An 11,770-nucleotide genomic window follows, 5' to 3' on the forward strand; every position below is an offset into this window, starting at 1 on the left:
TTATTTACCTCCTAAATAATAGTAAATTACAAAAATATTTTCACTTGGAATATAAACATCTTCCGACTTATCCCAAATTATTTCATTTTCGTTTAGTAATTCTTCTATTTCTCTTTCTTTATGTTCGTTTTTATCTTTAAAATAAAATTCTAAATTATAGTTGTAGCTTGAATTGTAAACTACATTGTCTGCTTTAAAATTATTAGATCCATCTCCTCTATAAATTAAAAATGGAGGAGCGACTCTCTTATTAAACTTAAAATATGCTATTGGCATATTTAATTTTTTTAGCATATCAAGAGGATTCTTCAATTGCTTTCTTTACCCCCTCTTCATATTTTTTTATGGTTTTCTGTTCAACTGGTTTTATGTGAGGAAATGCCTTTGTCCTTCCACCTTGCCATAGTGCATGGCCATGTTCTAATAAGTGAGTAAGCTGACCCCTGGTATTGTGGATAATAATTTTATTACCTTCTTTTTTACCTGTCCAAGCTCTTGCATACTTGCCGGTTTTCTTTGGGCTGGTGCTTTTTAATTCCTCAATAGCTTCTTCAGATACTTCTTCTGTAAGCTTTTTTACCTTGTCTTTAACATCTTGAGTGTATTCTGTTAGATAATCACCTATTACTGATTCCAACTCATCAGCTGATACTTTAGTCGACAATTTTATCACCCAAAACTATCTCTAATAAATTACCTTTTAGGTAAGTTCTTAAAATGTAATATTCTATGCCTTTGTAGATTGCTTTTTCTTCTTCGTCATATTCCATGGCATGAATACTTATCTTTGCCTGTGGTTTAAGACCAATATTGGCTGCTTGATAAAATTCCTGTGAATAAACATCTAGCCTATTGCATAAGATTTCTCTTTCTGATGTTTCTATGATTGGATTTCCAAATTCATCAATTCCTTTAATATCTTCTTTTATCAAAGTAACTGCATCTTTAAATGTGTCCATCTTTGCCACCTACCATAAGATTTCTCAATCTCCAATAGAGCCTTTCCGGCATAGCCTTATCTTCGCCTTTGGATTCATATCTCCAAGCTACGAGGTCAACTATAAAAAGTAAATGGTCCGGATTCTCTACATCTAATTTTATTCCCTGGATCTTCTCCAATTCCTTTAGTGTGCCTTTTATTATGGCTAAGATGTAATCATCCCTGTTATTTATCGTTATCCCTAGCTGATTCTTTACTAGCTTTAATACTTGGTCCATCTTCTACCACCTCAATCCATTGGCATTGTACGCAGTAAAGCTTTAGTGTTTTCTCAATTTCTTCATATCTTTCTTTTGAACAAGTAAAAACATCACCAGGTTTTCTAGTGATGTTTTCTTTCTTGTCATGAAATTCTTTTAATACTTTTACTTTCATTATGCTGTCGCCTTATTAGCTTTATCTTCTGTGAATGCAATTGTAGTTGTTGGTGCTTTACCATCAATATTTAATACTACAAAGCCTTCTGCTATTGCTGGTGTTCCGTCATATCTTGCAGTGCCTTTAAATACTGTGTCATCTTCAATAAATCTTACATGTTCAGATGCTGCAAGTGTAATTCCCGCTCTTTCTGCTAAAACATATAGATCTGAATAGCCGCCTATAATATCTCCATCTGGAATAAATGGTAAAGTTGCTACTTCTCCATTAATAATTGGCAATGCGTTATTTACTCCTGATACTAGAGCTCCTGCTGCATTAAAAGCTAAGATCTTAGATTGTAGCATTGCATAAGTCTTATCATTCATAGCCCAGAATTTTCTTCCTGTTGAATATTTTGAATCTGCTGCTGATGCTTTAACAATTAGATCTCCATAAAGTTCAGTTGGTGTTTTTCCTGCAACTTGTAGAATGTTAGTTGTTGAAAGGTCCTTCCATTCTCTAGCCTTTGCTGGATAGTTTTCTGGTTTTGCTTTTTGTGCAAGTCTAGTTACAATTCCTAGTGGCATTTTCTTGCCTGTACCATATAGGATGGCTTTATCTAATGCAAGACCAATAGCTTGGGCTAACATATACATAATTTCATTGTATAGGTCAATATCTGATGCATCTTCAAGTGTAGCATTGCAAATTGGAATATAGCCGCCTACTTTATAGCCTTCTAGCTCAATTACATTAAATCCAAAGTCTAGTTCATTTAATGTTGCACAGGCTTCTGTCCACACTGCTTCCGGAATGGTTCCTGCAACTGAAACTCTTGCTTGTCCTTTAATTGGTCTAGTCCAAACCATGCTTAAAAGCTTTGAATAATTATGGATATTGTCTCTTAAAATTCCAATTAATGTTGATGGAATTAAAAGCTCTGCTCCTGTTACTGCTCTATTTTGTCCTTTAAGTTCTCTTACTCTTGTTAAGAAGTCTTTTACTTCTTCTCTTTCTACAAGTGCAACTGTCTTTTCTCTTGTTAGATTGCCAAACATTTCTCTTTTATTCATTGTTATTTCTTCCTTCCTTTCTTCAGGTGCGTCTACCGCTTCTTCTTTCTTTTCTAGTTCTTCTAGCTCATCATCAATATCTTTGATTTTGCTTTCTAGCTCTTCTTTTTCTTCGTTTAAAGCTGATTTGTCTTTTTCGTATTTTTCAACTTCTTCTTCAACGGCTTTTTCTTCTTCTTCGTTTTCAACTTCTTCAATAGCTTCTGCGATTTCCTTTTCTCTAGTTTCAAGTTCTTCAAAGCTCTTTCTGTTTTCTTCTAGCTGTGCTTCTAGTTCTCTTTTTTTCTTATTTAGTAGTATTTTCCTTAACATTCTTTAACCTGCCTTTCATGCTTTCTTTCCATAGGGATAAACTTCTCTTGTTATGGGCTTCAATTTGTTTTTGCCTTGCTTCCACTTCCGTGCCTTCATATGCAGGGAAAGTACAAACTGAAACTTCATATAAATTTAGATCCTTTAAAATGAAGTGGGCTGAACCATCTTCTCTATAATCAGCTTCTTCTTGGTTTATTGTGAATCCAAAAGAACACTGTGATACATCTCCTCTTTTAACTCTTTCATAAATATTTAATGCATCAGTATCATAGGGATTAATTTTTATTTCTCCATAAAGTCCTTTAGCATCTTCTTTAAGAGTTAATGTATTTGATGTAGTCCTTGCTAATACTAAGCTTGTATCATGATTGATTAGAGCCCTTATATCTCCATTGATTGAATTCTTAAATGCTCCCCTATCAATACTTTCAAATACTCCTGGATAAAGCTCAGTTTCTTGATTAAATACTGCAAAATAACCTGCAATAATATATTCTTCTTGATTTGCTTCTTCTCTAATTTCAAGCTTGCTATCTAAAGCTTTAAATCTTTTTATCATTCTTCCTCACCTCCAAGCTTTTTTTGATCTCCTATTTTATCTTGTGGTATAAAGTTTTCTAAAATAACTAATTCATCTAGTCCATCTTTAGGGCTCATGTCAAACATTTCTCTTACTTCATTTCCTGTTACAATTCCTGACCTGTATAAATTACTGTAAACTTGGTATATTTCTGTTAAGTTGTAGGAGTATAGGCTTTTTACATTGAATTTAAAATAAAGGTCCGGACTATATAAAAGTTTAGTTGTTAGTTCCTGCTCAATAGCTTTTGCAATTACCATTATTCTTGTCTTAATGAAATTGTTATATTCTTGTTGGTTATATGTTCCAATTCCCAATAAAAAAGCAGGGATCCCTAAAATTCCTGCTACTGTCTTTTTATCAATTTCAATTGTGTCTTTAATGGCTATGTCATTGAGCGTTAGTGGTTTGACTTGGACTACATCAATTAAATCTGTTGGAACTATCCAAGGTTCCCCTGCTCTACTGGCACTTACAAACTTATCATATACATTTTTTCTTCCTTCTTCGCTTGCTACCTCATCTGTCAATGCATCTACTTTTACAATTAGTGAAGGTAAGATTTTATTGGCCATAAATTCGTTTGTTGTTTTTGCCGCTTGTTTTAAGTTTTGAACAACATCTTTTAATGTAACTTCGTATGATTGGCCCTTCCATGGTTCGTTTAAGTCTGGATTCAATCTGAAATGGAGTATCTCGTCATAATTAAATTTTTTATTGTTGATGGTTATATAATATCCATCTTGAAATGCTGAAAAAGTTTTTGTTTTAGAATCTGTTATTGGTATTAGGTCTTCAATGATGCCATCAGTAATTTTTGGATAAACAATAGCATTGCCATTTATTAAAAGCTCACGGACTATCCAGGATACCCATAACTGCCTTGTCATATACTTGTATGGATGTATATCTAATTTCTTAGATAAATCATTTTTAATCCTGATGTCACCCTGTTCGCTGTTTCGCATCAAATAAATTGTCATTGATGATATAAGGTCAGCTATTCTTTCAATGCCTATCCTTACTTCTGGATTGTCAATTAGCCTTGTATATCCTTTAGCACAAAGACTGCCACCATCTCCATCTGAAATGAACCATGCCTGCGTTGGTGTTAATGGTTCGGCTCTAGTTTTTCTTTTTTCTTTCTTTTTTTTGCTCATATTGATCACCTCTAATTTTCTAGCCATTTTCTTGCTAATCCTGATTTTTCTAAATTTCCAATTAATCTACATGCTGCAAAAACACTTGCATCAAATAAATCTATCCTTAAATTTGGCATGACCTTTTCATATTGGATCATGTCATCTGTTTTCTCTACTCCATGAACATTTTCTACGCAGTATTCATAAGCACTTGAATGTAAATAATATAATTTACCGCCTATTGCCTTTTGTTCAATTCGTCTAAAGCCCTTGGACTTATTAATAAAAAGTTGTGGCTCATCAACTATGTTAAATCTTTCTTTTTTCATCATTAGGTAAAATTCTTCACCAAATTTTCTGTCAAAGCCTATTTGCTTTATCTTAAAACCTTGATTTCTCATTTGCATAAACCATTTAACTACATCTGCATGATTCGTAATATCTCCATTAGTCATGGTTAAATATCCATCATCAAGCCAACCAAATAATGGTATGTTGTCTTCTTCAGCTTTTAAGTGTGCCCTTGTTACTGGGAAAAATGCGTGAGTAATTATTATATCCACTCCCTTATAGTTCCCATAAAGGGCTGCTGCAGTTAAGTCATGCATCTTTGATAAGTCGGCTCCACCAAACCATTCAATCGGCAGTTTTACAAGCTCTTTATAAGTCCAATTGTATTTGGCATCTGAAGACCTGAATGTATCTAAATTGAAATATGTCTTTGTGCTTGATGTGTAAACATTCAAATCTTTTGCTAAGAATTCTTTCCTCGTTTGCGGATCATTTAATGCCTGCATGGCATCTGTCATTATGTCTTGCGGCCTTATAGTTATTCCATAGTTTGGGCTTGCCATCTCATGAATTTTTGGATCTGTAAAATCTACACTGCCATCCTCTTTTTGGTCCGCCTTTGAAATAAATACAAAATATTGGTCATCTTCCAACTCATATTTATTGGTTTCTGTGTTTTTATTTATAATTTTTTTGCAATATAAAAAGCGGTTATAACAAAAACTATTCATGTTATGCCCGCCTGTGGTAATTCCTATTATTAATTTGTTTGAGTATGACCTGCTTGCTTTCTTCATCCTGTCATACTTCAAAGAGTTCTTATACTCATGCAATTCGTCTAATATAAAAATATTTCCAATAAGTGAATCTCTATCTACTAAAGCTTCAAAATACATGGAACCATCTTTAAACTTCCTATCTATGGTGTGAGCGTTGTTGTTGTCAATTATATGGAAGTTGTCTTTTTCTCCCATCATATTGATATTTGCAACTATAAAATTAAAAGATTGCAAAGCTTCTTTTAAAATTGAACCCACCATAAAAACCCTGGCTGCTGATTTTCTTTCAAGTAGTGCTAAAGCAAATGCCAAGGCTCCAGCAAATCTAGTTTTACCATTTTTTCTGGGAATCATTATAAATGCTTCCTTGTATTTTCTGAGCTTGGTGTCTTTATGGTAAAATCCAACCAAATTATAGATTATAAACTTTTGCCATGGCTCCAATAGAAAAGGCTCACCATAAAGTGGTGTTCCGTCTAGTCTTTCACCTTCTACATGCTTAAATATATTTTCAATTACTTTTATAATAAATTCGGGATCTTTAACTTTTAATTGATACTTAGGATTCTGTAAGTCATCTTTGTATCTTTGGCAGGTCTGCTTTAATTCCTTGCAGGCGATTTTTTCGCCACTCAAAATACTTTCTACATAGTCATTTACTATCTTTTGATTTTCTGTCATTGTAGTTTTTCTAATATGCTATCTAGTGGCGATTCTTTTTCTTCCTGCAATTCTTGATTTAATTTTTTTAGACCTGCTGGTGTTAAGCCTAGCTCTCTTGCATAAGTTATTATGTCAGCTCTCATCTTTTCTATGGATTGATAAAGTGGATTTTTAACTATATTTGTTGAACCATTTTTATTAGTGTGTGAAATTACTACATTCCCACCTGTTTTCTCAAACATAGCTAAGGTTTCTTGATAATCGTATAATAATTTGGCAAATGTATTTATAGTTATTTCAAAACTCTTGTTGTAAGTTCCTACTTGTTTCATCATTCGGTTTATGTCTCTCTTATAGGCTTTTTCATCCTTCTTTTTTTCCACTTCATCACCTCCTCTTATAATCCTAATTTATCTTTCTAGCTTTTTGACCTGTGAATTTTTCCCATCTGGCAATTATTACATCCACATAAATTGGATCCAATTCAATAATTCTTGATTTTCTTCCAGTTTGTTCCGCTGCAATAAGTGTTGTTCCACTTCCACCAAATAGATCTAGAACAATTTCTCCATCTTTGCTTGAATTTTTTATTTGTTTTGCTATTAAAGTAATTGGCTTCATTGTTGGATGTAAAGGACTTGTTAAAGGTTTGTCTTCTCTCATTATTGTTGTTCCATCTTCAATGATTTCTAACAATTTTTTGGCATACTCTTTTAGTTCATTCTTATTCATTCTCGCTAAATTAGGCACATCATCATAAACTGAAGTGTTTGTAAAATCTGCTATAAAATAATGTGCTGCCCCTTCCTTCCATCCATATAAGCAAGGTTCATGCTTCCACTGATAATCAGACCTACCAATCGTGATATTATTTTTTATCCAAATTAAGTTTTGCCTTTCTTCAAGACCTGCATCCCTTAAAGACTTTGAAAAAATAAATCTGTTTCTATCTGCATGCCAAACATAAAATGCTCCGCCTGGTTTCAATAATTCTTTAATATTAGCAAAAACTTCTTTTAAGAACTTTGAAAACTCGTCTTCTTGCATGCTGTCGTTCTTTATTTTCTCTCTTTTTTTCTTTTTGCCTTCATACTCTACATTATAAGGTGGATCTGTAATAACTAGGTCAATTTCTCCTGACCTTGCTATCTTATTAATATCTTCTAGCTTGGTGCTATCTCCACACATTAAAATATGGTCACCTAACTCAAAAATATCTCCTAATTTGCTTGTTGGTTCATCAATTTTCCCTAGCTCTTCTTCAATATTAAAGTCATCTTCCTGAAAATCATCTTTAAAATCAGACTCATCAAATCCAAATAGTGTCATGTCCAGGTTCCCTAGGCCTGCAAGTTCTTCTGCTAATAGTTCTTTGTTCCAAGTAGCTTTTTCTGCAACCTTATTGTCGGCTAATCTATAAGCTCTTACCTCTTCATCTGTTAAGTCATCTATAATTACGCAGGGAATTTCTTTTAAATCTAGCTTTTTAGCTGCCTTGTACCTTGTATGACCTGCTATTATTTCATTCTTAGAATCAATTGCTATTGGCTGATTGAATCCAAAGTTTTTTATTGAGCTTGCTACTGCATCTACCGCAGGTTCGTTGTCTCTTGGATTATTTATGTATGGAATAATTTCATCAATATTTTTTATTACTTGGTCTCTTTTTATCTTCTTCATTTTCTATCCCCCCTTTCAAAAAAACTTCATAGAGTTGGATAAGGTTCCCACCCCCCGTTCTCCCAAAAGCTTTAATTCTTTTAATTTTATAGGGGGGCTTCCTTCAATTTTTAAATTTTAATTTTTTATTTTTTAAAAATTTTATATTTTATTTTTTCTTGCCATCTCTTACCTATAGATGTTATCTCCTGTGTGCATCTGTCATGCATTTTATTATGGCAAGCATTACAAAGACTTATTAAGTTATTGTTATTATAAAATAATTCCGGATACTCATCCGCCGGGTAAATGTGATGAACACATTCTGCATCTTTATTCTTGCCATACCTTCGGCACTCTTGGCACATAAATCCATCACGCTTTTTAATTACCTTTGCTTTTAATTCCCATGTCTTTCTATTGTAGTTATTCATGTATTCCCCCAATACAAAAGACTCCCTAATTGGGAGCCTCTTGTTAGTTATATTGTTAAAGGAGTAAAAAATGAATCATTCTTTAATATGTCTATTAATACTATACCATAGAATTTGTCCAAAATAGTCCAGTCTTTTTCCACTCTTTCATTCTGTCATTAGCTTCCCATAAAGATATAATGCAAGCTTCTTTGTAGCTACATGGCTGATATTATAAATGTTTGATTTACTATATCCCATCTCATTGCATATATCCTTTAGGTTAATCCTGTAGTTTACTAAGTATAGTTTTTGTATTACCTGGTATTCTGTGTTAGTTAATATCTCAAAGGCTTTATCTAATTCTTCAACTTCTCTTTGGCAATACTTCAGATTCCTCAATAACAAATCCTTCTCGACTATGTTATTAATTAGTATATCTTCTTGTTTACTTCCTCCACCCTTAATTGGATCCTTGTCAATAGAAACTGTCTTTACGCTTGTAAGGTTAGATTCAATATATCTAATCCTTGATTTTAAATTAGTAATTGCTTCTTTTCTGTAGTTGTAATTCTTTAACCTACTAATTACTTCTTTTTCCCAATTCATAAGGACCGCCTTCTTTAGATTCAAAATAAACCTGCAAAAATAAATAATGTAACTTCTTGATATTATTCTTCAGCTTATTTAAAACTTCTTCTGCAATTTCAAAGTCATCATCTATCTTTATAATTAGATCCTGGCCAAAGATAAATTGAACTTTCCCAAGTGGTTTATTATCAGTGAAATCATCACTCATTGTTACTTGGTCATCTTCATCTTGCTTGTAATAAATTCTAGCAATTATAGGGAAGCTTGAATTCTTCCAATCAAATTCTAAATCCTTTTTGTCGCAGTATTCTTTTATATTTGTGTGTAGTTCTAAGTAATTGTTTTTTAAATCTTCCATCTCTTTACACCTCAATTCCAATTATTTTAAATGCATCCTCTACACTTCTTGCTACTCCATAAAGTATGTTGTATCTTTCTAACTCTTTGCCAAACTCAATTTGTTCTTTGCTTAGTCGCCCTTTTACATTCTTGACTTCAATGAAAAACATCTTGCCATCCTTATGCCTGAATCCAAATAAATCTGGAAATCCTTTAGGAAGTCCTGTAGAAATAAATCTGTTACCTTGCTTAAATACTCCTACATTAGCCCTATATACATGGCAATAATAACTTAGTGCAGCCCTTATCTGATCCTGAATAGTTTTCTCCGGGATTGGCTTGCCTGTTAAATCATATCCGCTTTTAATTCCCATGTCTTAAATCCTCCAGTATCCTCTCAAAAGTCTTTGATTTGATTTCTTTCTTCTTCTGCCTGAAAGATGGATAATCCATTTCCACCATTTCGCACATCTCGGCTATCCTATCAAAAGTTCTTGCTACTCCATCTTCGGAAGTGATCTTCTTCTTGAAGCTGTTAGGATTCAAATTAGTTGTAATTATAATTGGTTTCTTTGCCCTATATCTTGCATCTATAACCTCATATAGCTTAGCCTTGTTGTATTCTGTGGATGCTTCCGCTCCTAAGTCATCTAATATTAAAAGTGATGCCTGGTTTAAATTCCTATATAGATTGTTTAAATCAGTGCTTCCAAATGTGGATAGCTCTCTTATTTTCTGTAGAAGTCCATTGCTCGTTATTGCAATTACTGAAATATATTTTTCTAGTAGTGCGTTAGCTATACAAAAGCTTAAATATGATTTGCCGCTTCCTGGTCTTCCAAAGAATAACAATCCACAATTATTAGCTTTCATTTCCTGAAAATTATCTACATAGTACCTAGCAAATTTGAATAGTTTTTTATTCTCATTGGTGATTATAAAGTTATCAAAGTTACACGTCTTAAACCTTTCATCAATCAAAGAATTTACTTTCAATCTTTCTAAGCTTCGTTTCTTTTCTTCAGCTTTTTCTTTTGCCTTCGCTCTTTCATATTCTGCTTGTTCCGCTTCGCTCATTGCATTTACTTTGAATGTTCTCCCACCAAAGGAAAATACAATTTCTTTTCTTTCAGAGCTTAATGATGTTGAGGTCTTCGTATCCATCTACTACCTCCTTCTTATTCCAATTATTTAATATTCCTTTTATATAAGCTGTAGTTACCTTGTTGTTATCTGCAGATGTCTCTATTGCTTTTATTAGTTGTTCTTCTCCATATTCCTTTTCTAAATCTCTTAATTTATAAAAATTATATTTACTACAATTACCACCACATTCTGCAAAGGTCTTTAAATATAATTTATCTTCTGAATTTCTGACATAGTAGTTATTGTTATCATTATTATTCATTATTCTTTCATTATTGTTTAGGCTTTTCACTGGCTCTTGGCTGGCTTCTGGCTGGTCTTTCACTGGCTCTTGGCTGGCTTTTTTGTTGGTGTTATCATCTTGGTAAAGATTGTAATTTACAATGGTTATAATAGTTTTTTTATGTGGCTCTATTTTTAAGTAAATCATTCCATCTTTTTCTAATAATTTTAGAAAATTATTTACTTTTGTTCTCGACCATTTCCACCTATTACATAGTTTTCTTATGGAGGTTATTCTTTGCCCTCTTTTAACCAACTCTAGGTTCCCATCAATTAGAACTTTTTTATCCTCATGATTTACCATTAAAAGCAGGTCTATCCACGCTGATCTCTTGTCAAATTCTTCATCATCATTCCATATCCAATTATCATAGATACTTCTATGAATGCTGACCCAGCCTTTTTTCTTTGGCATAATATCACCTGCCTAACATACATAAACCGGCACACCTGTTAGTTTTTGTATTGATTCCTTGATGTAGTTTTCTTCAGAGTTACTTTCTGAAAGATGAATTAAATAAATCATTTTTAGCCTTTTTAAATCGCTCTTTAAAATAAAATCAATAGCTGTTTCAAGACTCATGTGTGTTTCTTTTATCCTCTTTCTTAGCTTGGGATTAAGGGACAAATTATTATTGATTTGTCTAGCTGTATAATTTACTTCCAAAAGCATAAAATCAACGCTAAATCTGTATCTGCAATATTTAGTATCTGTTATAAAGGTTAAGCTCTCGCCAGTATTCATATCAGTTATTAAAAATCCCACTGGCTCTCTTGCATCATGGATAGTGCCAAAAGGTTTAATTAAAAAGCTTCCAATTTTTACATAGCTATAATGTTCTTCATCTTCTTTTTGTAAAATATCAATCCTATAATCTTCGGGATCTAATACATCTTTTGTGCCCTGTGTCATATAAATTCTTGTTCCAAAGTCTAATAGCTTTTTATAATCTCTTGAGTGATCTTTATGCTCATGACTTATAAAGCAAGCATCTATATCTGATAATTTAAAATTTAACTTCTCTTGAATCTTGATGTATGGAACACCGCACTCTAATAAAAGTGCAGTATCCTCATTATTAATTTTGTAGCAGTTGCCTTTGCTTCCGCTTGCTATTACTTCAATATTCATAACAA

General features: G+C 32.8%; 18 protein-coding genes. All 18 read right to left on the reverse strand.

The annotated features are described in order from the left end of the window. The 18 genes from PTSHG_RS06600 to PTSHG_RS06685 all read right to left on the reverse strand — a co-directional run bounded on the left by PTSHG_RS06600 (position 1) and on the right by PTSHG_RS06685 (position 11,765). On the reverse strand, positions 1-312 hold the full coding sequence (locus tag PTSHG_RS06600) for a hypothetical protein (RefSeq protein ID WP_019108103.1): 312 nt from the start codon (positions 310-312) through the stop codon (positions 1-3). Next, positions 296-664, reverse strand: a complete 369-nt coding sequence (locus PTSHG_RS06605) for an HK97 gp10 family phage protein (protein ID WP_019108104.1) — start codon at positions 662-664, stop codon at positions 296-298. Before PTSHG_RS06605 ends, PTSHG_RS06600 begins: the two co-directional genes overlap by 17 nt. Continuing rightward, complete coding sequence (locus PTSHG_RS09330; RefSeq protein WP_019108105.1) at positions 654-959, reverse strand: phage head closure protein; 306 nt, start codon at positions 957-959, stop codon at positions 654-656. The genes PTSHG_RS06605 and PTSHG_RS09330 overlap by 11 nt, the downstream gene beginning before the upstream one ends. Beyond that, positions 946-1,218 carry a phage head-tail connector protein gene (locus PTSHG_RS06615; protein WP_019108106.1) on the reverse strand — a complete coding sequence of 91 codons (273 nt, stop codon included), beginning with the start codon at positions 1,216-1,218 and terminating at the stop codon, positions 946-948. The genes PTSHG_RS09330 and PTSHG_RS06615 overlap by 14 nt, the downstream gene beginning before the upstream one ends. Beyond that, positions 1,166-1,375, reverse strand: coding sequence for a hypothetical protein (locus PTSHG_RS06620; RefSeq protein ID WP_019108107.1), 210 nt, complete (start codon positions 1,373-1,375; stop codon positions 1,166-1,168). The genes PTSHG_RS06615 and PTSHG_RS06620 overlap by 53 nt, the downstream gene beginning before the upstream one ends. Beyond that, complete coding sequence (locus tag PTSHG_RS06625; protein WP_019108108.1) at positions 1,375-2,745, reverse strand: phage major capsid protein; 1,371 nt, start codon at positions 2,743-2,745, stop codon at positions 1,375-1,377. The genes PTSHG_RS06620 and PTSHG_RS06625 overlap by 1 nt, the downstream gene beginning before the upstream one ends. After that, positions 2,720-3,307 (reverse strand): HK97 family phage prohead protease, encoded by a 588-nt coding sequence (locus PTSHG_RS06630; RefSeq protein WP_019108109.1) that lies wholly within the window; start codon positions 3,305-3,307, stop codon positions 2,720-2,722. The genes PTSHG_RS06625 and PTSHG_RS06630 overlap by 26 nt, the downstream gene beginning before the upstream one ends. Beyond that, positions 3,304-4,488 carry a phage portal protein gene (locus tag PTSHG_RS06635; protein WP_019108110.1) on the reverse strand — a complete coding sequence of 395 codons (1,185 nt, stop codon included), beginning with the start codon at positions 4,486-4,488 and terminating at the stop codon, positions 3,304-3,306. The genes PTSHG_RS06630 and PTSHG_RS06635 overlap by 4 nt, the downstream gene beginning before the upstream one ends. A gap of 11 nt (positions 4,489-4,499) precedes the next feature. Continuing rightward, on the reverse strand, positions 4,500-6,221 hold the full coding sequence (locus tag PTSHG_RS06640; protein ID WP_019108111.1) for a terminase large subunit: 1,722 nt from the start codon (positions 6,219-6,221) through the stop codon (positions 4,500-4,502). After that, positions 6,218-6,586: a P27 family phage terminase small subunit gene (locus tag PTSHG_RS06645; protein WP_019108112.1), complete on the reverse strand. Its 369-nt coding sequence runs from the start codon at positions 6,584-6,586 to the stop codon at positions 6,218-6,220. Before PTSHG_RS06645 ends, PTSHG_RS06640 begins: the two co-directional genes overlap by 4 nt. A gap of 22 nt (positions 6,587-6,608) precedes the next feature. Then, on the reverse strand, positions 6,609-7,883 hold the full coding sequence (locus tag PTSHG_RS06650; protein ID WP_019108113.1) for a DNA modification methylase: 1,275 nt from the start codon (positions 7,881-7,883) through the stop codon (positions 6,609-6,611). Positions 7,884-8,008: 125 nt separating this feature from the next. Beyond that, positions 8,009-8,296 carry an HNH endonuclease gene (locus PTSHG_RS06655; protein WP_019108114.1) on the reverse strand — a complete coding sequence of 96 codons (288 nt, stop codon included), beginning with the start codon at positions 8,294-8,296 and terminating at the stop codon, positions 8,009-8,011. A 147-nt stretch (positions 8,297-8,443) separates the two neighbouring features. Next, positions 8,444-8,884: a DUF1492 domain-containing protein gene (locus PTSHG_RS06660; protein ID WP_019108115.1), complete on the reverse strand. Its 441-nt coding sequence runs from the start codon at positions 8,882-8,884 to the stop codon at positions 8,444-8,446. Further along, the gene (locus PTSHG_RS06665; protein WP_019108116.1) at positions 8,859-9,224 is read right to left on the reverse strand and encodes a hypothetical protein; all 366 of its coding nucleotides are present in this window, start codon (positions 9,222-9,224) and stop codon (positions 8,859-8,861) included. The genes PTSHG_RS06660 and PTSHG_RS06665 overlap by 26 nt, the downstream gene beginning before the upstream one ends. Before the next feature lie 4 nt (positions 9,225-9,228). Then, positions 9,229-9,579 (reverse strand): VRR-NUC domain-containing protein, encoded by a 351-nt coding sequence (locus PTSHG_RS06670; RefSeq protein ID WP_019108117.1) that lies wholly within the window; start codon positions 9,577-9,579, stop codon positions 9,229-9,231. Then, positions 9,569-10,369 (reverse strand): ATP-binding protein, encoded by an 801-nt coding sequence (locus tag PTSHG_RS09335; RefSeq protein WP_019108118.1) that lies wholly within the window; start codon positions 10,367-10,369, stop codon positions 9,569-9,571. The genes PTSHG_RS06670 and PTSHG_RS09335 overlap by 11 nt, the downstream gene beginning before the upstream one ends. Continuing rightward, positions 10,335-11,048, reverse strand: coding sequence for a DnaD domain protein (locus PTSHG_RS09515; protein ID WP_019108119.1), 714 nt, complete (start codon positions 11,046-11,048; stop codon positions 10,335-10,337). The genes PTSHG_RS09335 and PTSHG_RS09515 overlap by 35 nt, the downstream gene beginning before the upstream one ends. A 12-nt stretch (positions 11,049-11,060) precedes the next feature. Beyond that, the gene (locus tag PTSHG_RS06685) at positions 11,061-11,765 is read right to left on the reverse strand and encodes an MBL fold metallo-hydrolase (RefSeq protein ID WP_019108120.1); all 705 of its coding nucleotides are present in this window, start codon (positions 11,763-11,765) and stop codon (positions 11,061-11,063) included. Positions 11,766-11,770: the final 5 nt, after the last annotated feature.

This window comes from Peptoniphilus senegalensis JC140 (assembly GCF_000321025.1).
In the GTDB taxonomy this organism is placed as follows: Bacteria; Bacillota; Clostridia; order Tissierellales; family Peptoniphilaceae; genus Peptoniphilus_A; species Peptoniphilus_A senegalensis.